This is a genomic window from Ochrobactrum sp. Q0168 (assembly GCF_016427605.1).
GTDB lineage: Bacteria > Pseudomonadota > Alphaproteobacteria > Rhizobiales > Rhizobiaceae > Brucella.
The window spans coordinates 270,610-291,628 of the sequence record NZ_JAELXQ010000005.1 but is presented as its reverse complement, the minus strand read 5'-3'; the positions used below and the strand labels follow the sequence as shown (position 1 = coordinate 291,628).

Sequence of the window (21,019 nt, the reverse complement as noted above, 5' to 3'; positions counted from 1 at the left end):
TCAACCCGTTTTTTTCAAGAAAATCACAATCTTATCAACCGTAACTTCCTCAAATCCAAAACCAGATTTCCATCCAGCTCCAGCCGCCCCAACTACTCATCAGCCAACTTCTCGTCAACCACTTTCACCAGAACTCAAGGACGAACCAACCTGCCGCTAGCAGCGTCGCCGCCCTCGTTGTGGCGCTATATAGGGCGGACTAATCCAAACTGTCAACGCCTATATCAACAAAAAACCGATTTTCTTTTCCACAGGCAATATGGTGACTTTTAACGTAAATTCAACCGATGAAACCTGTCGATTCGAACAGTTGCGACAAACGTATGACAATCAAGCACATACCCTATCGGATTGCCGTCGACGGCGGCGGAACCGGATGCCGGGCAATCCTGACGGACGGAGCCGGGACTATTCTGGGCCGCGCCACCGGTGGGCCAGCCAATATCGGCGCCGATACGCCGGGAGCGCTCGCGCATATAATAGAAGCAGCGGAACAGGCCGTTGTGAATGCGGGGCTGGGCGTTGCGATATTAAGTGAGGCGCGCGCGGTGCTTGGGCTGGCCGGGGCCAATTCGCTCGCCAACCGCGAGGCGCATTATAATGCGCTGCCATTCGGGCAGGTCAGGATCGTGTCGGATGCGGTGACCGCGCTGCAAGGCGCGCTTGGCGATGGCGATGGCGTCATGGCCATTGTCGGAACCGGCTCGGCTTTCATCAGGCGAACCGGCGAGACCATCGAGATTGTCGGCGGGCGTGGCTTCATGCTGAGCGACCATGCGGGCGGGGCTCGACTGGGGCGCGAACTGCTGGAAGAAGCGCTGCTCGCAGCCGATGGCATGGCTGGACGCAGCGGATTGATCGATGCCGTATTGGCGCAGTTTAACAATGACGCGCGTACGATCACCGCTTTTTCTCGTAAGGCGACTGCCGCTGACTATGCCGCCTTGGCGCCTTTGGTCTTCGAATGGGCCATGCAGGATGATCCTCTCGGCCTTTCAATCACCAAGCGAGCCTGCGATTCCCTCCGTCGCGGACTGGATCGTTTGGGCGTTGAACAGCTTGGCCGCTTCAGCATGACGGGCGGGCTGGCGAACGCCTATGCGGCGTTACCCTTTCTGCCGCACCCCGCACTTTATAAGCCGCCGCTCGGCGATGCCTTGCAAGGCGCGCTGGCGCTGGCCATGAGAGACGGCTAATAAGATGAGCCGCCGGGGCAAAAACACTTGTCGCAACGCGGTTTAGTCGCTACGTTTTTTATCTGAAAGTCTCGCAGGGGTGGCATGCTTACCAAGAAAGGCAAATACGGCCTGAAAGCCATGGTTCATCTGGCGGGAATAGCCGAGGGGCAACTGGCCTCAGCCAGTGAGATCGCCGAAAAGCATCATATTCCGCGAAAGTTCCTCGACAATATTTTCACCGAGCTGCGCAATGCCGGTTTCGTCGTCAGCCGTAAAGGCAAGGGCGGCGGATTTTGTCTGGCGCGCCCTGCCAGTGAAATTGCCATCGGCAATATTATTCGTGCGCTGGATGGCGCGCTGGCGCCCATCGCCTGTGCGAGCAAGACCGACTATCAGCCTTGTGACGATTGCGACGAAGAAGAATGCGAAGTGCGCCTCATGATGCTGGACGTGCGTGAGGCCATCGCCAATGTGCTGGACCACCGCACGCTTGCCGACAGCAAGGCGCTAGTGGATTGAATTTGACGTTTGAATCCCGGTTGACACATATGCTGTTTCAAACGTCAAATTCGAAAAATCCGCTAGATACATATACTTGCTAGTGGTCTTTTAGATTCCAACATTTGCTTAGCGCTTGGAACCTAGGGATGCAAATGTTGGAATCAGACCACTAGTCTCGCTGTCGGAATAGGCGCCAGCTCAAGCGGCAGCCGACCAGTTCGGGAACGGATCGGTCAGTCCCGCCCAGCGTTCCGGCGCAAAAGTCTCGTCGTCGACCAGGCATGTATCGAGTTCGGCGGTCAGCGCTTCCTCGCGCATCGGATCGACCCCGATAAAGACGATCTCCTGACGGCGATCGCCCCAGACCTTGTGGAAATACGGCGCCATCGCGCTCGTCCAGCCCGGTTCCGTCGGCCAGTAGTTTTTCGGCACAGCCGACCACCAGCGTCCGCGCTTGGCTGTGCGTACCAATGCGCCCGCCTGGCTGATCTCGCCGACGAAGTCCGGCTGCGTCGCCAGCCAGAAGAAACCCTTGGCCCGCACCACGCCCGGCCAGCTCTTGTCTATAAAAGACTGGAACTTTGCCGGATCGAAGGGCCGTCGCGCACGGTAGACGAAGGAGCGAACGCCATATTCCTCGGTTTCGGGCACATGATTGTTGAAGCCGTAAAGCTCCTTGTACCAGAGCGGATGTTCATGCGCCTTGTTGAAGTCGAACAGACGCGTATCCAGAATTGCATCGAGCGGAACCTGACCGAAATCGACCTCTTCGATACGCGCATCGGGATTGAGCGAGTGAATGACCTTGCGGGCCAGATCGCGTTCTTCCGGCGACGCCGTCGAAACCTTGTTCAGCACCACGACATCGGCAAACTCGATCTGCTCGACCAGAAGATCGACGAGGGTACGCTCGTCGTCATCGCCCAGCGACTCACCCCGGTCGCGCAGAAAATTGCTCGACGCATAGTCCTTGAGCAGATTGGCCGCATCCACGACCGTCACCATCGTATCGAGCCGCGCAACATCAGTGAGACTCTTGTCGTTCTCGTCGCGAAACTCGAAGGTCGCAGCCACCGGCAGCGGCTCCGCAATGCCCGTCGATTCGATCAACAGATAATCGAAGCGCCCCTGCTCGGCCAGTTGCGAGACTTCCTTCAGAAGATCGTCGCGCAGCGTGCAGCAGATGCAGCCATTGGTCATTTCCACCAGCTGCTCTTCTGTGCGCGAGAGATTAGCACCCCCTTCGCGCACCAGAGATGCATCAATATTGATCTCGCTCATATCATTGACGATGACCGCAACGCGGCGGTTATCGCGGTTGTTGAGCACATGATTGAGAAGCGTCGTCTTTCCGGCACCGAGGAAGCCGGAAAGAACTGTAACGGGAAGCCTTTTTCTCATGACACCGTTCCTTGAATTCAGAGATTGGGTTGGGGTCAGTCGTGATGATGCTGATCGAGATTGAAGGTCAGCGTGGTGAAATAGCTGAGCTTGTCGGCATCGCTGGAATCCGTCGTCGGGCTGGAATGGCTGGCGCCGACGACATTGAGACCAGCATTGCGGATTTTGATCGTAGCGATGCCCTCGGCATTGGTTTTAACCGGCGCGGCGTGGCTGTCATTGACATAATCCGCTGTGACCGAAACGCCTTCCACCGGATTGCCGTCGAAAAGAACCTGCACCGGCAATTCGCTGCCCGCCGTCAGGATTGTCGGGTCCATCAGGGGTACGATTTCAAATGGCAACCCCTGAGCCTGTGGCTTCTTGCGCAAATGATCGAGGATCGCGACCGCAAATTTCTGGCTCTTGCTGGATTGCTTTGCGCCCGGCACTTCAGCTTTCGACTTGTTGACCCATTTGCCATCCGGACCTTCGGCCCAGAAACCGTTATCAAAGGTGCCACTGATCACCACCGCATTTTCCGGCACATCGAGCAGGGCATGGTCATCCTTACGCCTGATCTCGACGGCGACTTTCTTGCCATCGACATCCTTTCCCGACACCGCCTTGAGCTTCTGCGGATCGTAAGCCTCGTCGGTTGCGCCGTGACCGTAGACCACGGCCTGCGTGCCGTGGCGCTCGGCGATCCAGATGCCATGAGCGCTGGCGGCAACCGGCGCCATCGAGGCCGCCGCCAGGCCGACCGACCACAGTTTTGCGAAGTGACGCATCTCTTTTTCCTGTATGTTATATCATTACAATCTGAGTTCAAAAAACAGGCGGCAGCGCCGCCTTCGACGGATCGTCCTGCGTCGGACCATTCGAGGGATGGCCCGACGCCGTTACGGTTGCCGACAGAGTGCCAGGCAACCGCAGCTGTTAGGAAGACAGGCAGGCTTTCAGCGAATCCGCCAGATTGCGGATCAGTTGCGGATAGAGATCGGGGCCGTCATTCAATTCCGCACCAAGCGGGTCCAGAACGCCGGTCTTGGCATCGGTTCCATCGATGACCGTATTGACGAGCTTCGGTTCGAACTGCGGTTCGGAGAACACGCAGGCCACCTTGAGCGACTTGATCTTGTCGTGGATTTGCTGGATGCGGGCGGCACCAGGAGCCTTTTCCGGGCTGACCGTGATGGAACCGGCTGCCTTCACATCGAAGCGATTTTCAAAATATTGATAGGCATCGTGGAACACGATAAACGGCTTGTCCTTCACCGGCTGCAATTCCGTCGCGATATCCTTGGTCAGCGCATCCAGCTTTTCGGCATAGGCCTTGGCGTTCTGCTCGTATTGCGCGGCATGGGCCGGATCGCTCTCGCTCAGAACCTTGGCAATGTTGGTGACCAGCACCTTGCCATTCTGCGGATCGAGCCAGAAGTGCAGATCATATTCGCCGTGGCCATGATGCTCATGCGCGCCTTCGCCCGCTTCGGCGGCGTGATCGTGACCGGCTTCCGCTTCCTTCTTGTCGCCGTCATCATGCGCATGGTCGTGACCCTCATGACCTTCGCCCTCATGGCCATGGTCATGCGCCTCGAACGGCCCGCCTTCACGGAATTTCAGCCGCGTCAGCCCTTCCGATTCACCGAGCGCCACGACCTTGGCGCCCTCGCCCAGCGTATCGATCGGCTTGTCGAGGAAGGTCTCCATCGACGGGCCTGCCCAGAAGATCACCTTGGCATGTTCGATGGCCTCGGCATCCGAAGGCTTGAGGCTATAGACATGCTCGGAGCCAGCGCCCTGCACGATCAGTTTCGGCTCGCCTACGCCCTGCATGACAGCGGAAACAAGCGAGTGGAGCGGCTTGATCGAAACGACGACACCGTCTCGGTCTGCGGCAAAAGCAGTGCTGCCGAGACCGGCCAGAAATGCAGAAGTGAGGAGCAGGGAACGCAAGTGTTTCATATTATCTCTCTTGAATGAGCGGAGTGAACTGCACATCTGATGATATGTTATTATATTACATCTGTTGCGTTATGCTATAACGTCTGCCATAAGGTCTAGCAACCCTTTTTTGGAGAAATTCATCCCTGCTTCTTTTGGCGATATCGCATTCTTCCTGAAATTACTGTCCTGTGTGACAGCATGGAAAGGTGGGTTTCACAATCGGGATATGGCGTTGCGCGTCGCCCGAAAAAGACGCTGGGAAAAACTCCGAATCGGCGGATGATCCGTTGGAATGCGCATTAAGCGAAATGAAGATGCAGGCAGCGAAAGCCCCGATTGCAATGGCCAGAAAGAATACCATCCCCGCCGTTCAGGCGCGGGAAACGCTGATTGAACTGAAAAACGCCGGTGTTTATCGCGACGGGCGCTGGCTTGTGCGCAATGTCGATCTGAAAGTCGAGCGCGGCGAGATCGTCACGCTGATTGGGCCGAATGGCGCGGGCAAAAGCACCGCGGCCAAGATGGCGCTGCGCATTCTCAAGCCCGACGAGGGCGAGGTGATCCACAAGCCGAAACTGCGCATCGGCTATGTTCCGCAAAAGATCAATATCGACCGCACACTGCCGCTTTCCGTGGAACGTCTGCTGACGCTGACCGGCCCCTTGAGCAAGCAGGACATCGCCGCGGCGCTTGCTGTGGTCGGCATCGCGCATCTTCAAAAAGCGGAGACGGCTCATCTTTCCGGCGGTGAATTCCAGCGGGCCTTGATGGCGCGGGCACTGGCGCGAAAGCCGGATATCATGGTGCTGGACGAACCCGTGCAGGGCGTGGATTTTTCCGGGGAGGCCGCGCTTTATGAGCTGATTGCGCGGCTGCGCGACGAAACCGGCTGCGGTGTGCTGCTGATCTCGCACGATCTGCATCTCGTCATGGCGGCGACCGACCGCGTCATCTGCCTCAACGGTCACGTCTGTTGCAGCGGCACCCCGCGCGACGTGACGGCCAGCCCGGAATATATGCGCCTGTTCGGCAGTCGCGCCGTTGGGCCGCTCGCCGTCTATGAACATCATCATGATCACACGCATCTGCCCGACGGGCGCGTGCTGCACAGCGACGGTTCGGTGACGGATCATTGCCATGCCGATGACGGCCATCATCACGAGCATGAGCATGGGCATGAGCATCACCAACATCATCATGGGGAAGGTGTACACCGTGCTTGACGATTTCTTCACCCGCGCCTTGATTGCCGGTATCGGGCTGGCGCTGACGACCGGGCCTCTCGGCTGCTTCATCCTCTGGCGACGCATGGCCTATTTTGGCGACACCATGGCCCATTCCGCCTTGCTCGGCGTCGCGCTGGCTCTGATTTTCGACATCAACCTGATGATCGGCGTCTTCGCCGTGGCGGTGGCGATTTCCGCGATCCTGCTTCTCCTGCAGCGCCGCCACACCTTGTCGGCGGATTCGCTGCTCGGCATCCTGTCCCATGCCACTTTGTCGCTCGGTCTGGTGATCGTCGCCTTCATGACATGGGTGCGCGTCGATCTTCTTTCCTTCCTGTTCGGCGATCTTCTGGCCGTTTCGCGGATGGATATCGTCTATATCTACGCGGGCGGCGCATTCGTGCTGGCTGTGCTGGCCTGGTTGTGGCGGCCCATGCTGGCTGCGACCGTCAGCGAGGATATCGCGCGCGCCGAAGGCATGAACCCTGCCGTCTCGCGCGTCATCTTCATGCTGCTGCTGGCTATCGTCATCGCCATTGCGATGAAGATCGTCGGCATTCTGCTCATCACATCGCTGCTGATCATACCGGCTGCAACGTCGCGCCGTTTTGCATCCACGCCGGAGCAAATGGCGGTGCTGTCATCGCTCATCGGCGCGGCGGGCGTGGTTGGCGGGCTCTATGGCTCCATTCATTTCGACACACCATCAGGCCCGTCCATCGTGGTCGCGGCGCTTGCCATTTTCATTTTCAGCCTTCTGCCCTTACATAAGAGAGCTGAGGCCACATCGAAACGGACTGCTGAACAATGAGCACGCATCACCATCACCACCACCCGCAACAGGATCTGACCCGCAACCAGACACTGGTTTTCGATGTTCTGTCCAAGGCGGACGGGCCGCTCAGCGCCTATACAATTCTCGACCAGCTGCGGGATGACGGCTTTCGCGCACCGCTTCAGGTCTATCGCGCGCTGGAAAAGCTGCTCGATTACGGGCTCATTCATCGCCTCGAAAGCCTGAACGCCTTCGTCGCCTGCGCGCATCCGCAATGCCATGAGCAAGGTCTTGTCGCCTTTGCAATCTGCGAGAAGTGCGGTCAGGTGACGGAATTTTCCGATGCGGCCATCGAAAATCTCGTCAGTGCATGGAGCCTGCAGAACGGTTTCAAGTCGCGCAAGACGACGCTCGAACTTCGGGGCTTGTGCCACGCCTGCGGCGATCATTAGGCTCTTGCACCTAACCCTTTGGAAGTACGTAATTCCTGCGAACAGACTTTAAAAGTAACGCTTCGGAAATCGAAATCTGCTAAAAATACCTATTCAGGGGATTAGTGGGTAAGATTTTCATATGGCGCGCATGAAGTCGCCGCAAGAGCGGCGCAAGGAAGAACGACAAAGGACAAGGCTACGTTCGGGAAAACTGATAGACCTGGACGGACAGTTTATCGTTGAGTGCCAGTTCAGCGATTTGTCCCCTCATGGCGCTAAGCTGAGAACCATCGAAACCCCGACCTTGCCCGACAGGTTCTGGCTGTTCGACGATTATTACAAGCGCGCGCTTCTCGCCCGCATCGCCTGGCGCAACGGGCGAGAAATCGGCGTCGAACTGATCACCGATCCGGCAGTCACACCGCTGGATGGTGAACGGCTCGCCCAGCTTGGCGGAAAATATTATTCGCTGTGAGCGGCCTGCCCATTATCGATATTGGCATTGGCCTGCTTTCCGGGCGTCTGGTTGGCCGGGGCTGTCGAGGTCGGCTCGCCGCGCATGTTCATGGCGCGGATTTCTTCAGCCGAAATATAGTTGAACTGCTCAACCAGCAGATCCTTGATCACCGGCTCGGGGAATCGCCCGTTCAGGTCTGAGATGATCGAGGCGCGCACGTCCTCAAACTGCACTTTCTCGACCTCTTTCGTATCCGAATAGCTGCCATAGAACTTGCGGAAAATCTCGTCGCTGATGAACAGCTCCAGCGGTACGCTCAGCTTCTTGCGGATATTCGAATCGACCGTATAGACGAGCTGCGTCACCACATAGCCGGCAACGGCGCCGTTCGAAATGATCGGCACGCTCATCACGTCCGTCTTGACGTAATCCACGCCGCCGAAGCCGCCAACAGCGGCCTGCGTCTCACTGGACGATGACGCATTCTGTCGGGTCGCCATGAACAGCGACCCGAAGGCGACAGCGCAAATCCACAGGCCAATGACGAAAATGCGGATCATCGCGCGTGACCGAGCCTCGCACTCTGCATGGAATAGGTGCCGTCGGCTTCCTGTGTTTCCAATGCGCCGCGAATGATATCGGCAAGCTCGCCGACGGCGCGCAGATGCAGCTGCAACGCTTCGCAGTTCTTCTCAAGCTTCTGCTTGAGGCTGTCGAGCAGCGGCTGCAAGCCTTTCAGCGTTGCAGGCTCGGCCAGACCAGAAGCCTTCTTGATCGCCTTGTTGAAATCGTAGAGACCGCGGCTTTTGCGCGAATTGATTTCCGCGAGATCGGGATTGCCACCTTCCATCAGAAGGCGCGTTTCGGTCTCGATGACGTCCTCAAGACGCTGGATGGCGCGAACCACCGGCTTTAAAGTCGGATTTTGCACCGGTTCCATGGCCAGTTCCGGCTTCGCCAAATCATGCGCCTGTTCGCTCGCCTGGGCGAGAACCAGCGATTCTTCCGGCGGCAGGCTGGTTTCAGAGCTTGTCTCGGTCATTTCAAGGGTTCCTCAATTTCGGGGGACGTCACGTCGCGCGCTGCGGTATTTATCGTTCAGCCGCGCGCGCTCTCCGCGTCGTCGTTTTTCTCAAGCTGCTTTTGGATGAGCGTGCGTTCGAAGCCATGGACAATGTCCTTCGAAACCGCATTGGTGCTCATAGTTTCTCCCAGATTGTTGATCACATCTCCTAATGCTGCGGTGGTCGGCGCGGCTGCCCGCCCTTTGCGCGCCGCCTGCTCCTCAAGCAGTCTGGCAATGCCGACACCGCCGGCATCCGCCATCTTGTTCGCCATGGCTTCCGCCATCATCGACTTCCAGTAGTCCCCTGCTATCCCCTTGCCGAAAGTGGCTCTCGTGTCTGTGGTGAACATCGACTGGACAAAGGATTGCAGCATGAAGGCCTCGAATTTGCGATAGGCCGGATTGATCGTATTCTGCGCGTCGGGCCGCATGGTCACGCCCGCCGAAAGACTGTCGGAAAAGCTTGCGAAATTATCCCGCGTCAGTCCTGTCACGGAAGTCGCCGTCGCCTGCATGGTGCCGGAGACCGACTTCAACCGTTCCGCCGCCATGCGATAGGCCTGCGGATCGGCCGCGCGGGCCACATCCATCACCAGATCTGACGGCGGATTGATCGCCATGCAAAATTTCCTTCTTCATCCTATGGGTGCACCATAATGGGTCAAACTTGACTGAAACTTGTGGGCGATTTCAGCGTGGCCCGGACGGGGTTTTCGTGGTTTTCCGGCTAACAAATTCTTCGATCAGGCTCGCCAGTTCGTGCCGGTCCAGCTCGTTTCTGGCCTCTTTCAGCCGATCTTCCAGCAATTCAACCCGCCGTTGTTCCTTCAAAAGCGCGTTGCGCTCGGATTCGAGCTGTGATTCGAGCGTCAGCGATTCGACCGCATTCGCGCCAAGTCGCCTGATGAGCAGCGACGGATCGATATCGAAGACAGCGCCGTCATAGCGCCGGTCCTGCATGGCGATGAGCGCCTGACGCTCCTCTTCCAGCGCAAGCTTGCGCGCATTGGAAACGGCAAGGGCTGATTCGAGCCGGGCGCTGCCCAGTTTCTGCAAATCGATCAGCTTTTTCAGATTGCGTGTGTTGGTCGGAGCCATGGCCACCTCAATACAAAGCGCGCATTTGCGTGGCAGCTTCGTTCGTGAAGAAGCGCAGGAGTTCCGGCAGGATGAAATAGATCACCAGCAGCCCGCCCCCCAGCACGAAAGGCATCGACACGAAGTAGATCGGGATCGATGGCGTCAGTTTATTGACCAGACCGACCGCGAAATTGACCAGAATCGCAAAGACGATGAATGGCGCTGCGATCCGCAGTGTCGCCATGAAGGCCGATGACAGCGCATCGGTAAAATCGATCATCGCCGCATCGGGCCGGAATCGCCCGTCGACCGGGATGGCCGTATAGGAATTGAGCAGCGCGCGCAGAATTTCCAGATGCATGTCGGTGACGAAAAACAGCAACAGCGCGCTGAAGGTCACGATGGTGGCAAGCGTTGCCTGCGGTTCCGATTCGGTAATCGCATCGGCTGGCGAGCCGCTAAAGCCAACGGCCATCGCCATGGTGTTGGCCATGAATTGCAGCGCCCAGAAATAGATATGCGCCAGAATGCCGATCACCGCGCCGACGAACATCTCGCTCGCCATCAGGCGAAACAGCGTCCAGGGCGCGCCGCCGTCAACCGCCGTGACAATGCGCGGCAAAACCAGCGGCAGCACCGCGAAAGAGCACGCCAGCGCGATGAAGAGCCGGACCTGCAACGGAATGCGCGCACTGGAGATCCCCGGCATCAGCATCAGACATGCGCCGACCCGGCAGAACGCCAGAACGGCTGCCAGAATGATGTCGTTGAGCGGCAGTTGCGCGATCGGCACTCAGGCCCCTTTCCGCATATGAATCATATCACCGTCCTTTTGATCCCCTCGTCCTTCGATCCTTCGAGACGCCCCTCCTTCGCTATGCTCGGAGGGTCTCCTCAGGATGAGGGGCGGAGGGCGCCAGACTTCCCCTCATCCTGAGGAGGTACCCTGAGCGCAGCGAAGGGAACCGTCTCGAAGGATCGAGGGTGAAGGGGAATCGAAGAACCCAACCTATGAAATCGCGCCGAGAGATTTCACCTCCACGCCGCGCGCAATTTCAACATGCGACAGCACCGGCAAGGTTGCGAACAGGCGCTCGATGATCATCCGGATATAGGGCCGCGCTTCCGGCGACGATACGAGGACGAATCGCTCGCCATTGTCGAAATGCTTGCGAATAACCGTCGATGCTTCCGTGCCGAACTGTTCCAGCAGGCGCGGGTCGATATCGAACTCGACGATTTCACCCTTGGCATCACGCTTGAGGCTCTGGTGGAACACCAGATCCCAGCGGTTGCCAAGGCGCAGCACGTTGAGCACGCCATTGTCGGAAAGGTCGCCGCAGATTTGCTGCGCCATGCGCATACGCACATGCTCGACAATCATTTCCGGACGGCGCACCAGCGGCGCGATTTCCGCAATGGCTTCGAGAATGAGATGCAGGTTGCGGATCGATACCCGTTCGGCTAGCAGCAGCTTCAGCACGGCCTGCAAACCGGAATAGGAAATATGCGCCGGGGTGATATCCTCGACCAGCTTGCGATATTCCGGTCCCAGACGATCCAGCAGAATACGCATATCCTTGTAGGACAGGAGCTGCGCCAGATTGTTGCGCACGATTTCGCTAAGATGGGTGAGAAGGACGGAAAGATTATCGACCGTCATGTAACCGTCGCGGCGCAGATCGGAGGCAAAAGTTTCCGGCACCGAATAGGCGCGCATGCCGAAGGCCGGCTCGCGCATTTCCTCGCCGGGGATCGACGGTATAGGGCGCTCGCCCAGCACCACCAGAATTTCCCCGACGCGCAATTCGTAGCTTGCCACCGACGTGCCATGCATCTTGATGCGATAGCTTTTCGGCGGCAAAGCAAGGTCGTCCGTCACCTTGATTTCAGGAATGACGAAACCGTACTCTTGAGCGAATTTGCGGCGCATCTTGTTGACGCGATGCGCCAGCTCTTGCTGCGAGGCCATCAGGCGCGCGGAAAGCTGCTTGCCCAGGCACAGCTCGATCTGGCTGGTTTCCAGCGACGCCTTGACGGAATTGCGCTCCTGATCCTCGGCCTCGCGCTGCTTCTTGTCCGCCTCCGTGGCTTCCGCTTCGCGCTGGCGCGCCTGACGGCGGGGCACAGCGATACCGACAAAAGCCATTGCGCCACCCAGCATGAAGAACGGAAATGCCGGAAGACCCGGCATGATGCCGAGCACGAACAGCAGCATCGACGCGACCAGAAGCGCCTTTGGATAGGCGCCAAGCTGGCCGAAAATCGCCTGATCGGCGGAGCCGCGGGTTCCGCCCTTCGACACCAGAAGACCGGCGGCGAGCGAAACGATCAGGGCTGGAATCTGCGTAACCAGACCGTCACCGACCGACAGCTTGGTGAAGACGTCGGCGGCGTGGGAAATGTTCATGTCATGGCGGGTAACGCCGATGATGATACCGCCGAAAATATTGACGGCGGTAATGATGAGACCGGCAATAGCGTCGCCGCGCACGAATTTCGACGCGCCGTCCATGGAACCGAAGAAGGAGCTTTCTTCTTCCAGTTCGCGGCGGCGGCGCTGCGCTTCCTTTTCATCGATCAGGCCCGACGAAAGATCGGCGTCGATGGCCATCTGCTTGCCGGGAATGGCGTCGAGGGTGAAGCGCGCGCCCACTTCTGCGATACGCGTCGCGCCCTTGGTGATGACGAGGAAATTGACGATGATCAGGATACAGAAGACGACCAGACCGATGACGAAATCGCCGCCCATCACGAATTGCGAGAAGCCGTGAATCACATGGCCGGCGGCGAGATAGCCCTCATTGCCATGGGTGAGAATCACGCGCGTCGTCGCGATATTGAGCGAGAGGCGCATCATGGTCGCGATCAGCAGGACGGTCGGAAAGGCTGAGAAATCGAGCGGTCGCTGGATCCACAGCGCCACCATCAGGATAAGCACCGAAAAGGCGATGGAAAAGGCCAGACCGATATCCAGCACGACAGCTGGCACGGGCAGGAACAGCACCGTCAGAATGATGATGATGCCTGCCGCCAGCCCCATATCGCTCCCGGTCAGAAATCCGCTCTTTATGAAGGGTTTAGCCGCTGCCTGCTGCACGTCCGTCTCCTGTTACGAAGCGGACCTTAGCTTGCGAAGCTTGCGCGAGGACTTCGCAACGGCAATTGCCGGGGCAATTTCTCGGTATTGACGACTGCGTTCTTTCCAATCGATGCTGCTCATTTTCAAGAGAACAACATGATTTCGAATGGCAAAAGCATGCTTTTAAGGGCGGAGGACGTCGATTTCGGCTGGTATGACGGTAAACCTGATCCGAAACATATTGCCGGGTTCTTCGCTTCCAATGTCAGCCCGACCTATATTTCCCATACCGACATTCAGTGGGGACGCGCATCGGGCGTGGGGCAGTGGAGTCCTGATCTGCATGAGAAAATTATGGGACTGGTCATTCAAACCAAAGGGAGCGGGCAACGGGAGCGTTCGGAAACACGGCTCGCCATCGCCATGCAGGATGCAGCTTTGGTGGGTATCGCTTTCGTCACCGTCAGGCGCGATGGCGCTTGTCCCTACGCCATATTGGAAGATTTACTGATCGGCCAAAGCGTTCGCAATCAGGGAATAGGTTCGGCTATGCTGAACTGGGTCCGCGATGAATGCCGTGTGGGTGGCATCAGGAAAATGTTCCTCGAAAGCAATCTGGATAACAAGCGGGCGCATGCGCTGTTTCATCGCCTGGGCTTCCAATCGCTTTCGGTGGTCATGTCCTGTGACTTATGAGGATGATCAAAATCCCTTTTCGATGCGCGAATAAACGAGCAGCGTGAAGGAATTGATCTGCGCGCCGACAAACGGCGCGGTGACGGCCAGCACGACGAAAATGACGACGATCTTCGGAACGAAGGTCAGGGTCATTTCCTGCACCTGCGTCAATGCCTGAAACAGCGCGATGCTGATGCCGACAAGCATGGCGGCGAGAACCGCCGGGCCGCTGGCCATCAGCACGGTCCAAACCGCCGAGTTGACGATATCCAGCGCATCAGCTTCGTTCACCGGGATCGTCCTTAGCTGACCTTGACGCCCTGGCCGATGGTGACGGTCTGCCCGTCTTCCAGTTCGGCGAGCATGCCCGACTGCTGGATCGTGACCGATTTCACCACGCCTGTGATTTTGCCGTCAGCACTGGTCAGCGTGCGGCCGATCCAGCCCTCTGCCTGTGTCAGCGACGAGTTGGCGATCAGCGTTTCCAGCTTGGAATTCATCTGCACGGACTGCTCGACGCCGGAAAAGGTCGCAAGCTGCGACACATATTGCGTCGCGTCCATCGGCTGCGTCGGGTCCTGATTCTTCATCTGGGCGACGAGCAGTTTCAGAAACGAGTTGTAATCGACGTCCGCCTTCGCCGCCGCGCTGGAGCTTGACGAATTATTGGTGTTGGTCGTGGTGTTGGTGACCGGTGGTGTCGTGGTCATAGGCTTGTCTCCCTCGCCCGTGCGGCATTCCCAACTGGCGGCGTGACGCTCTGTTCCGGCATCAGCTCCGCCTCGCGCGGATATTGCGCGCGGATGGTTTTCAATGCTTCGAAAACGCGCCCGTTATGCACCAGCTCGTCGACGATCTTCAGCGCGTTCAGGATTTCCGGATCGGAAAACGCCTTGAACATGCCTTTCAGCATTTGCGCAAAAGTCTGGCGCGCCTGCTCGCGCAAGCCCGGCTCTATCAGCATCATCTGCGCGGCGAAATAAAGCTGGCGCAGCGGCGTCGTTGTCTGGTCCGGCTGCAGCACGTGGTTTTCCAGCAGGAATGTCGCATCGTTGAGCAGTTCCAGCGATACCTTGCGGTCGGCCTTCAGCACCGCGCCGTTGATATAGATCTTCTCGCCAGCCCGAAGCGACAGGCGGATTGCCGATTTACCGTTGGCCGCCATCTTAAAGTCCGTCCCGGATCGACCGCGTGATCTCGATCAGCGTATCGTAATCATTGCTCTCGCCCTGGCGAATGCGCTCGATTTCCTTGAGCACGAAAATGCCAACGGAGATTATTGCGGCCTTCAGCTCCTTCGGCAGCGCGTTTTCTTCCGACCCCAGATCGTCGATGATCGTGGTCCAGAGGCGCATTGTGAAATAACCGGCATCGATGGCCTCGCGCGAACCGGCGCCATTGGCCTTGGCTGCTGCGAGCATGTCGATCGAACGGTCGAAAAGCATCCGTTCGCGTTCCTTGGCGCTCGCCATATCGTCATTCATGACATCTTCGTAGCGCAACTGATACATGTCGTCTCCGCTAGAGCGCCTTTTGATCTGATTAAACCGGATCGGCGCTCTAAATGGTTGTTCTTACGCACATCTTATCCGAAAACCGTTCACAGTTTTCGGGATGTGCTCTTATCGGCATCATCTGCGCGGGTCGCCTCATGCTACCGCCGATATGATGCTGCCCGCTTTACTTCAAATAATTGAGCAGGCTCATGCTCTGGAGCTGAACCGTCAGCTGATAGGAGGTTTCGATCTGCGTCTTCAGATTGTTGACGCGGGTTGCCGCCTCATATGGATCGACTTCCTCCAGATTGAGCACCGACTGGTTGAGGATCTTCTGCTGCGCCGTGATGCGCGTCACCGCCTGCGAGGTGCGCGACTGCGCAAGGCCGAGCGCCGTCTGCTCGGACGTGGTCTTGGCGATAGCCTCGGTCGTCGTCTGCATAGCGTGGGTGGTCAGCGCCTGAAAGGCGGAATTGTTGAGACCAATGGTCGAAACCTCGGCCATCATCGCAAGCGACATCACCGTCTTGCGGAAGCCGTCCGCATTGGCGCTGATCGACGTGTCGGCAGTCTCGGTCGGCGAAATGCGGCTCTTGATCACCGTGTCCGATGCGTCGGACCAGTTGGCGTCCCAATTGGCATCGTTGAACTGGTCGGCATAATCGCCTTCCAGAAATGCCGACATCTGGTCAGCCGTGATGTTGGCGACCTGCGGGTCGTCTACACCAAAACCGAAATGCGCCTGGAAAGCGTCGCGGATAGCCGTCTGCGCCGCGCCCCCATCCGTATAATCGGCGATGGGCTTCACATCGGTATTGACGCCGGAGAAGATATATTCGCCATTATAGCTCGTATTGAGCAGGCCTGTGACGCTGTTCAGGATCGACCGCGCCGAGGCGGCAATCGTCGCGCCGCTTTCGCTGGTGCTGGTCGCGCCGGTGAGGTTGGCGAGGAAATTCTGCGTATTCTCGATGATCGAGCTTGTCGCGGTCTGCGTTGTCGTCATCCGCTGCTGCACGAGATTGTTCATGTCCAGCAACACGGTCAGCCGGTCATATTCCTTGCGCAGGGAAACGCTCTGGCCGGATTTCGTGCCAAGCGCCAGCCCGACATCGAAGACGGTTCCCGTCGTCGCTTCCTGCTGGGCCTTGACCAGATCGGCCTTGCTCTTGCTGACAAGCGCCCGGAGGGCGGAAGCTGCACCATAGTTGGAAACTGATTGCGCTTTCATGAGACTCACACCGCGTTGAGCAAATCGTCGAGCATCGAATTAACCGTCGTCAGCACGCGGCTCGATGCCTGATAGGAATGTTCCAGATCGAGAAGCAGCGCCATTTCGGTATCGATATTGACACCGTTGGCGTTGGACATGGCCTGATCGGCCTGGGTCGCTACCGTCTGGTTATAGGTATATTCATTGTTGGCCGTCTTGCGCTTGCCCTCAAGCCAGCTCACCGACGACGAACCATAGTCGATCAGGCCCGTACCGGTCTTCAGCCCAGCTGCCGCGTCGAAGCTGAATGGCGTCGAAAACGCTTCATTGAGCGCCAGCAGACGGCCGGTGAAACCGGCAGCGTTTTCCGAATTATAGACATAGTTGGCGCCATTGGCGCCGCCGTCCCGCAGATAGCCCGGATTGCCGCCTTCCGATGAAACGAAGGCCGACGAAACCTTGATCGATCCCGCAATTCCCGATGTCAGGCTCGCGCCCGGCACCGCCGGCGAACCGGACCAGCTGAAAAGACCGGTTTGATCGGCGCCGCCGCTGCCGGACTGGTCCGATTCGGAAAACATGGAGACGAGGCCGCGCGCAATCTCGTCGAGCTGCATCTGATATTGCGGCGCAATCTGATCGCGCAATTGCAGAAGCCCGCTGAGACGCCCCGTGCCATAAGGCTGGTCGAATGTGTCGTGGCTGAGCGGCACGCCATCAACACTCACTACACCGCCCGGCGTGCCAGGTGTCAGGCTGCCCGATGGCGCGAAGGTGACGGCGCGCGCCGTGGTCTCAAACAGCGTCACGCCATTATCGGCGAAAATGACCATATCATTGTCGCCGCGCGTCATGGTGGTGATGCCGAGCTCACCCGAAATCTGCTTGAGGAGCGCATCGCGCTGATCCAGCGCATCGGACACGTCGCGCCCCGCGCGCGTGCCGCTGACGACATCCTTGTTGACCTGTTCAAATTTCGACAGAAGATCGTTGATATTGGCGACCGACACGGCAATTTCGCTATCGGCATCCTCGCGCAGCGTCTGCACCTGTTTGGTGCCGTCATTCAGCGCATTGGCGAGCGCCTGCGCCGTCGACACGACGCTGTCACCGAGCGACGCGTTGGAGGGCGATGCCGCATAGGTCTGGAGCGCATCGCGCAGATCGCCCATCAGAGCCGATGGCGAGCCCGAATAATTATCTGCGGAATAAATCGACGAAAGGCGGTCAAGACCGCTTGCGAGAGCCGAAGAGGAGGCCGCCGTGCTGTTGGACTGGATGTAGCGATTGAACAGCGCCTCATCCGCCGAGCGGGTGACATTCACATAAAGAGAGCCATAAGGCCCTGAAACGAGAGAAGCGGTGCGCCGCGAATAGTCGGGATCGTTCACGCCGGCAATGTTGCGCGAAACGACCGATGTCTGCTTGGACGTCGCCGCAAGCGAACTCTTGGCCGTCGAAAGAGCAGAACTGAGTGACATCCTTTTCCCCTCATCCAAATCGCGAACCGCGACCCGTAACTTGAAATACAACGTTTGCGGGATGGTCGCCCTTCCCGCAAACGCTCAAACTATCTCTTCAGATTGACCAGAACATCCATCAGTTCGGAGCCGGTCTGGAAGACTTTGGAATTGGCCGTATAGCTGCGCTGGGCTTCGATCATATCCGTCAGCTCCTGCGCGATATCGGCGTTCGATTCTTCAAGCGAACCGGACATGATCTTGCCCATGCCGTCGCTCTGCGGATAGCCGACCCTGACCGCGCCGGATGCGGCGCTTGGCGAAAAGACGTTGCCGCTCACCACCGTCATGCGGTCGGGGCTTGGCACGGTCGCCAGCGGCAGACGATAGAGCACCTGCTGCGAGCCGTTTTCGTAAATCGCGACGACAGAACCGTCCGCGCCCACATCGACGCTTTGCAGCGACGATGGCGCCTGACCGTTGATGGTAGCCTGCGAGATCGTGTAGTTGCCTGTGCGCGCCGTCGATGCGCCGAGATTGAGATCGAGCGTCCCGCCGTTATAGCCGGTCAAATCGACAGAGATATTGCCGCCGGAAACCACTGCGCCCGTTGCCGGATCGAAGGTCAGTGTGCCGGTGCCGATTTCAACATTGTCGGCAGCGTTCTTGACCGAGACCGACCAGGTATCATCTGCATTCTTGGTGAAATAGACGTCGAGCTTCACCGCCTCGCCGGCATTGTTGTAAGAGATCAGCGACGTCTTGTGGTTATAGTCGCCTGCGGTGGCTGGCGGCGTATCGGTCGTCGGCAGGTTGACCGTAAACGTGCCCGCCGTGCTGCCGATAGCCGTCAGATCGGGCGCGTTGACATTGACGATCGAAAGGCCGTTCAAATCCGGCGCGACATTGCCGTCAGCCGAACCGAGCAGATAATAGCCAGCCGTATTGACCAGATTGCCATCCTTGTCCGGTACGAACGAGCCCGCGCGCGTCAGATAGGTTGCGCCATCCGCACCCTGCACGAGGAAATAGCCGTTGCCATCAATGGCGAGATCGGTTGTCGATGATGTGGAGCGGATGCCGCCCTGATCCGAAATACCGTAACGCACCGAGGTCAGCACGCTGCCGGAATTGTACTGGCCGCCACTGCTTGGCAGAACCAGCGATGAGAACTGCGTTTCGGCGCGCTTGTAGCCGATCGTGCTCGCATTCGCGATATTGTCCGCGACAGCCGAGAGACGGTTTGCCTGAGCATTCATGCCCGAAACACCCGTCCGCATCATACCGTAGAGACTCATTGCCAGCTCCTGACATTTCTAGTCGAGAATTTTAGAACTTGTTATGATTCTAACGTGCCATGCTTGCGTGAAGCTGTAGCTTTGCGTGATTTTGGTTTTTTACCGGAGATGCAGCGCAGCTTCTGAAAGACGGAGATCCGTTTTGAAACTGCCCGAAACTTTGAACTTGGAACGCAAGCAGCCATTCAAAATTGAATAGCGACACTACTCTATGCTGATGCAGTAGCCCAGGAAACGCTTGGAATCGATGGGATCGAAACCAAGCTGCTCGCGCAACTTCTTGCGCAGCTTGCTGATGTGGCTCTCCACGACGTTTTCTTCGACTTCACTGTCGAAGATGCCATAGATCGCACCAAAAATCTGCGCCTTGTTGATGCGGCGTCCGCGATTGGCAATCAGATATTCCAGAATGCGGCGCTCGCGGCGCGGCAGCGGAAAATCGACGCCGTTGATCTGCGGATCGCGCCCATCGGAAAAAACACGGATGGGGCCAAGTTCGGTGCCAGCTTCTGCAACGCTCTGCGCGCCAGCCGCGCGGCGGCGGATCGCATTGATGCGCGCCAGGATCTCGCGAACATGAATGGGCTTACGCACAACATCGTCAACCCCGGATTGAAAAAGCTCAAGCGTATGCTCGAGCGAGGGACGATCATTGAGCGCGATGACGGGGGCCTTGCAGCGTTCACGAATACGGGCGGGAAGACGATGCTGGGCTGCGCATTCCCCGATGAGGAACGCTTCGACGGCCATAATATCCTGCCGCGGAACGGTCTCTACCCATTCGTCGAAATCTGCCGGTGTGAAGCCCGTCGTGGTGATACCTTCCCGGCCAAACCAGGAGGTATAGCCTTCAGTGACAATATCTCTGTCATCCACGACGACAATCATCGGCCCGCCTTCCGAATCAATATGTTAGCCCAAGCAAGACAGAGGTAACTGGCGGAACGACTCGGCGACAATGGCAAGAAATTGCCCGCAATAAATTGGGAGGCATTTTAGCATTATCTAATTTTAGAGGAATCGTACAGATTGCATTGCACCGGGGTAGAATAGCGACCGGAACCTTAACGAGAGGTTAATGGCTCACGATCTTTTACGATTCATTACAAGGGGTTAATTATCGCTAACCTAAATTAGTCCCCAATCGTGATGACAATCACTGATTGCATGGTTGTAAACGGCGTGTACCGAACGCCGATTTACAACCGTTAAAAATTTAATGATTCAGGAAGGACGATTCTCAGACACCGCAGAAAATTTTCGCGTCGCTGGTCCAGTTTCCGAAGCCAGTCGCGACCATATTTGCCATCACCCGGCAGACATATCGCTTCTGCGCAGGGTTGTTGTTCGGGCCTGCATGATAGCGTGCAACGGCCATGGTCCAGTTGCCTTCCCGGCTATGAAGCTGCTTCAGAAATCGGGCAGCGTAATCGACATTGAGACTCGGTATCAGCATGGCCGCGACCGATGGAAATTCCTGCCCGTGATAGTAGTAGTTGATCTGCATGCAACCGAGATCGATGAGCTTGGCTCCCCCGGCGCGCACCTCGCTAAAGCGCTTCAGGGCCGCCCCTTGCGACGGCAGAAATTCCGCCCGGCCTTCGATATTCATCGCATAGGGTTGCAGCGAATTCTTGCGTCCGGTTTCCGTCAGCCCGACCGCATAGAGAATTCCGAGCGGCACGTCATAGCGCGCGGAAGCGCGATGCATTTCGCGCTCGCAGATATTTTCGGCTGCCGCGATG

General features: G+C 57.8%; 25 protein-coding genes. 7 read left to right on the top strand and 18 right to left on the bottom strand.

Features of this window, described 5'->3' with window-relative positions; all coding sequences use genetic code 11:
* Positions 1 to 323: 323 nt before the first annotated feature.
* Both JAU75_RS12415 and JAU75_RS12410 read left to right on the top strand, forming a co-directional pair.
* A complete protein-coding gene (locus JAU75_RS12415) occupies positions 324 to 1,196 on the top strand; it encodes a BadF/BadG/BcrA/BcrD ATPase family protein (protein ID WP_199056815.1) in 873 nt (290 codons plus the stop codon).
* An 84-nt stretch (positions 1,197 to 1,280) separates the two neighbouring features.
* A complete protein-coding gene (locus JAU75_RS12410; protein ID WP_199056814.1) occupies positions 1,281 to 1,697 on the top strand; it encodes an Rrf2 family transcriptional regulator in 417 nt (138 codons plus the stop codon).
* A gap of 180 nt (positions 1,698 to 1,877) precedes the next feature.
* On the opposite strand, the gene zigA is transcribed toward JAU75_RS12410, so the two are convergent.
* From zigA to znuA, 3 genes are all read right to left on the bottom strand, one after another.
* Complete coding sequence (gene zigA, locus JAU75_RS12405) at positions 1,878 to 3,080, bottom strand: zinc metallochaperone GTPase ZigA (protein ID WP_199056813.1); 1,203 nt, start codon at positions 3,078 to 3,080, stop codon at positions 1,878 to 1,880.
* A gap of 35 nt (positions 3,081 to 3,115) precedes the next feature.
* Positions 3,116 to 3,850: a DUF4198 domain-containing protein gene (locus JAU75_RS12400; RefSeq protein WP_199056812.1), complete on the bottom strand. Its 735-nt coding sequence runs from the start codon at positions 3,848 to 3,850 to the stop codon at positions 3,116 to 3,118.
* A gap of 148 nt (positions 3,851 to 3,998) precedes the next feature.
* Complete coding sequence (gene znuA, locus JAU75_RS12395) at positions 3,999 to 5,027, bottom strand: zinc ABC transporter substrate-binding protein ZnuA (protein WP_199056811.1); 1,029 nt, start codon at positions 5,025 to 5,027, stop codon at positions 3,999 to 4,001.
* 323 nt (positions 5,028 to 5,350) lie between these two features.
* On the opposite strand from znuA, the gene JAU75_RS12390 reads away from it, so the two are divergent.
* The 4 genes from JAU75_RS12390 (at position 5,351) to JAU75_RS12375 (ending at position 7,919) form a co-directional block, all read left to right on the top strand.
* Positions 5,351 to 6,232: a metal ABC transporter ATP-binding protein gene (locus JAU75_RS12390; RefSeq protein ID WP_199056810.1), complete on the top strand. Its 882-nt coding sequence runs from the start codon at positions 5,351 to 5,353 to the stop codon at positions 6,230 to 6,232.
* Positions 6,186 to 7,046: a zinc ABC transporter permease subunit ZnuB gene (znuB, locus tag JAU75_RS12385; protein WP_199056809.1), complete on the top strand. Its 861-nt coding sequence runs from the start codon at positions 6,186 to 6,188 to the stop codon at positions 7,044 to 7,046. Before JAU75_RS12390 ends, znuB begins: the two co-directional genes overlap by 47 nt.
* Positions 7,043 to 7,462: a Fur family transcriptional regulator gene (locus tag JAU75_RS12380; protein ID WP_199056808.1), complete on the top strand. Its 420-nt coding sequence runs from the start codon at positions 7,043 to 7,045 to the stop codon at positions 7,460 to 7,462. The genes znuB and JAU75_RS12380 overlap by 4 nt, the downstream gene beginning before the upstream one ends.
* A 121-nt stretch (positions 7,463 to 7,583) precedes the next feature.
* Complete coding sequence (locus tag JAU75_RS12375) at positions 7,584 to 7,919, top strand: PilZ domain-containing protein (protein WP_199056807.1); 336 nt, start codon at positions 7,584 to 7,586, stop codon at positions 7,917 to 7,919.
* Here JAU75_RS12375 and JAU75_RS12370 read toward each other — a convergent pair.
* The 6 genes from JAU75_RS12370 to flhA form a co-directional block, all read right to left on the bottom strand.
* Entirely contained in the window at positions 7,907 to 8,461 is a 555-nt protein-coding gene (locus tag JAU75_RS12370) for a hypothetical protein (protein ID WP_199056806.1), read from the bottom strand. The genes JAU75_RS12375 and JAU75_RS12370 overlap by 13 nt on opposite strands.
* Positions 8,458 to 8,841 (bottom strand): flagellar protein FlgN, encoded by a 384-nt coding sequence (locus JAU75_RS12365; RefSeq protein ID WP_371836168.1) that lies wholly within the window; start codon positions 8,839 to 8,841, stop codon positions 8,458 to 8,460. The genes JAU75_RS12370 and JAU75_RS12365 overlap by 4 nt, the downstream gene beginning before the upstream one ends.
* 158 nt (positions 8,842 to 8,999) lie before the next feature.
* Entirely contained in the window at positions 9,000 to 9,587 is a 588-nt protein-coding gene (locus tag JAU75_RS12360; RefSeq protein ID WP_199056804.1) for a rod-binding protein, read from the bottom strand.
* A gap of 70 nt (positions 9,588 to 9,657) precedes the next feature.
* Positions 9,658 to 10,065: a hypothetical protein gene (locus JAU75_RS12355; RefSeq protein ID WP_199056803.1), complete on the bottom strand. Its 408-nt coding sequence runs from the start codon at positions 10,063 to 10,065 to the stop codon at positions 9,658 to 9,660.
* 7 nt (positions 10,066 to 10,072) lie between these two features.
* Positions 10,073 to 10,840 carry a flagellar biosynthetic protein FliR gene (gene fliR, locus JAU75_RS12350; RefSeq protein ID WP_199056802.1) on the bottom strand — a complete coding sequence of 256 codons (768 nt, stop codon included), beginning with the start codon at positions 10,838 to 10,840 and terminating at the stop codon, positions 10,073 to 10,075.
* 216 nt (positions 10,841 to 11,056) lie between these two features.
* Positions 11,057 to 13,147: a flagellar biosynthesis protein FlhA gene (gene flhA / locus JAU75_RS12345; protein WP_199056801.1), complete on the bottom strand. Its 2,091-nt coding sequence runs from the start codon at positions 13,145 to 13,147 to the stop codon at positions 11,057 to 11,059.
* A 138-nt stretch (positions 13,148 to 13,285) separates the two neighbouring features.
* On the opposite strand from flhA, the gene JAU75_RS12340 reads away from it, so the two are divergent.
* On the top strand, positions 13,286 to 13,825 hold the full coding sequence (locus JAU75_RS12340) for a GNAT family N-acetyltransferase (RefSeq protein ID WP_199056800.1): 540 nt from the start codon (positions 13,286 to 13,288) through the stop codon (positions 13,823 to 13,825).
* A 6-nt stretch (positions 13,826 to 13,831) separates the two neighbouring features.
* Here the strand turns inward: JAU75_RS12340 and fliQ are convergent, their stop codons facing one another.
* The 9 genes from fliQ to JAU75_RS12295 form a co-directional block, all read right to left on the bottom strand.
* Positions 13,832 to 14,098, bottom strand: a complete 267-nt coding sequence (gene fliQ / locus JAU75_RS12335) for a flagellar biosynthesis protein FliQ (protein WP_182523058.1) — start codon at positions 14,096 to 14,098, stop codon at positions 13,832 to 13,834.
* Positions 14,099 to 14,109: 11 nt separating this feature from the next.
* Positions 14,110 to 14,517 carry a flagellar hook assembly protein FlgD gene (gene flgD / locus JAU75_RS12330; protein ID WP_199056799.1) on the bottom strand — a complete coding sequence of 136 codons (408 nt, stop codon included), beginning with the start codon at positions 14,515 to 14,517 and terminating at the stop codon, positions 14,110 to 14,112.
* A complete protein-coding gene (gene flbT / locus JAU75_RS12325) occupies positions 14,514 to 14,972 on the bottom strand; it encodes a flagellar biosynthesis repressor FlbT (RefSeq protein WP_199056798.1) in 459 nt (152 codons plus the stop codon). Before flbT ends, flgD begins: the two co-directional genes overlap by 4 nt.
* 1 nt (position 14,973) lies before the next feature.
* Positions 14,974 to 15,318, bottom strand: coding sequence for a flagellar biosynthesis regulator FlaF (gene flaF / locus JAU75_RS12320; RefSeq protein ID WP_199056797.1), 345 nt, complete (start codon positions 15,316 to 15,318; stop codon positions 14,974 to 14,976).
* Between the two features lie 169 nt (positions 15,319 to 15,487).
* A complete protein-coding gene (locus JAU75_RS12315; RefSeq protein ID WP_199056796.1) occupies positions 15,488 to 16,534 on the bottom strand; it encodes a flagellar hook-associated family protein in 1,047 nt (348 codons plus the stop codon).
* A gap of 5 nt (positions 16,535 to 16,539) precedes the next feature.
* Entirely contained in the window at positions 16,540 to 17,997 is a 1,458-nt protein-coding gene (gene flgK / locus JAU75_RS12310; protein WP_199056795.1) for a flagellar hook-associated protein FlgK, read from the bottom strand.
* Between the two features lie 89 nt (positions 17,998 to 18,086).
* Entirely contained in the window at positions 18,087 to 19,274 is a 1,188-nt protein-coding gene (locus JAU75_RS12305) for a flagellar hook protein FlgE (protein WP_199056794.1), read from the bottom strand.
* A gap of 204 nt (positions 19,275 to 19,478) precedes the next feature.
* Positions 19,479 to 20,162: a flagellar transcriptional regulator FtcR gene (ftcR, locus tag JAU75_RS12300; RefSeq protein WP_199056793.1), complete on the bottom strand. Its 684-nt coding sequence runs from the start codon at positions 20,160 to 20,162 to the stop codon at positions 19,479 to 19,481.
* Positions 20,163 to 20,514: 352 nt separating this feature from the next.
* Positions 20,515 to 21,018 carry a transglycosylase SLT domain-containing protein gene (locus tag JAU75_RS12295; protein ID WP_371836167.1) on the bottom strand — a complete coding sequence of 168 codons (504 nt, stop codon included), beginning with the start codon at positions 21,016 to 21,018 and terminating at the stop codon, positions 20,515 to 20,517.
* Position 21,019 lies beyond the last annotated feature (1 nt).

Excerpts from the sequence above, each read along its gene's own strand:
- JAU75_RS12415 (WP_199056815.1), top strand. The coding sequence starts at position 324 with ATGACAATCAAGCACATACCCTATCGGATTGCCGTCGACGGCGGCGGA.
- JAU75_RS12410 (WP_199056814.1), top strand. The coding sequence starts at position 1,281 with ATGCTTACCAAGAAAGGCAAATACGGCCTGAAAGCCATGGTTCATCTG.
- zigA (WP_199056813.1), bottom strand. The coding sequence starts at position 3,080 with ATGAGAAAAAGGCTTCCCGTTACAGTTCTTTCCGGCTTCCTCGGTGCC.
- JAU75_RS12400 (WP_199056812.1), bottom strand. The coding sequence starts at position 3,850 with ATGCGTCACTTCGCAAAACTGTGGTCGGTCGGCCTGGCGGCGGCCTCG.
- znuA (WP_199056811.1), bottom strand. The coding sequence starts at position 5,027 with ATGAAACACTTGCGTTCCCTGCTCCTCACTTCTGCATTTCTGGCCGGT.
- JAU75_RS12390 (WP_199056810.1), top strand. The coding sequence starts at position 5,351 with ATGGCCAGAAAGAATACCATCCCCGCCGTTCAGGCGCGGGAAACGCTG.
- znuB (WP_199056809.1), top strand. The coding sequence starts at position 6,186 with ATGAGCATCACCAACATCATCATGGGGAAGGTGTACACCGTGCTTGAC.
- JAU75_RS12380 (WP_199056808.1), top strand. The coding sequence starts at position 7,043 with ATGAGCACGCATCACCATCACCACCACCCGCAACAGGATCTGACCCGC.
- JAU75_RS12375 (WP_199056807.1), top strand. The coding sequence starts at position 7,584 with ATGGCGCGCATGAAGTCGCCGCAAGAGCGGCGCAAGGAAGAACGACAA.
- JAU75_RS12370 (WP_199056806.1), bottom strand. The coding sequence starts at position 8,461 with ATGATCCGCATTTTCGTCATTGGCCTGTGGATTTGCGCTGTCGCCTTC.
- JAU75_RS12365 (WP_371836168.1), bottom strand. The coding sequence starts at position 8,841 with ATGGAACCGGTGCAAAATCCGACTTTAAAGCCGGTGGTTCGCGCCATC.
- JAU75_RS12360 (WP_199056804.1), bottom strand. The coding sequence starts at position 9,587 with ATGGCGATCAATCCGCCGTCAGATCTGGTGATGGATGTGGCCCGCGCG.
- JAU75_RS12355 (WP_199056803.1), bottom strand. The coding sequence starts at position 10,065 with ATGGCTCCGACCAACACACGCAATCTGAAAAAGCTGATCGATTTGCAG.
- JAU75_RS12340 (WP_199056800.1), top strand. The coding sequence starts at position 13,286 with ATGATTTCGAATGGCAAAAGCATGCTTTTAAGGGCGGAGGACGTCGAT.
- flgD (WP_199056799.1), bottom strand. The coding sequence starts at position 14,517 with ATGACCACGACACCACCGGTCACCAACACCACGACCAACACCAATAAT.
- flbT (WP_199056798.1), bottom strand. The coding sequence starts at position 14,972 with ATGGCGGCCAACGGTAAATCGGCAATCCGCCTGTCGCTTCGGGCTGGC.
- flaF (WP_199056797.1), bottom strand. The coding sequence starts at position 15,318 with ATGTATCAGTTGCGCTACGAAGATGTCATGAATGACGATATGGCGAGC.
- JAU75_RS12315 (WP_199056796.1), bottom strand. The coding sequence starts at position 16,534 with ATGAAAGCGCAATCAGTTTCCAACTATGGTGCAGCTTCCGCCCTCCGG.
- flgK (WP_199056795.1), bottom strand. The coding sequence starts at position 17,997 with ATGTCACTCAGTTCTGCTCTTTCGACGGCCAAGAGTTCGCTTGCGGCG.
- JAU75_RS12305 (WP_199056794.1), bottom strand. The coding sequence starts at position 19,274 with ATGAGTCTCTACGGTATGATGCGGACGGGTGTTTCGGGCATGAATGCT.
- ftcR (WP_199056793.1), bottom strand. The coding sequence starts at position 20,162 with ATGATTGTCGTCGTGGATGACAGAGATATTGTCACTGAAGGCTATACC.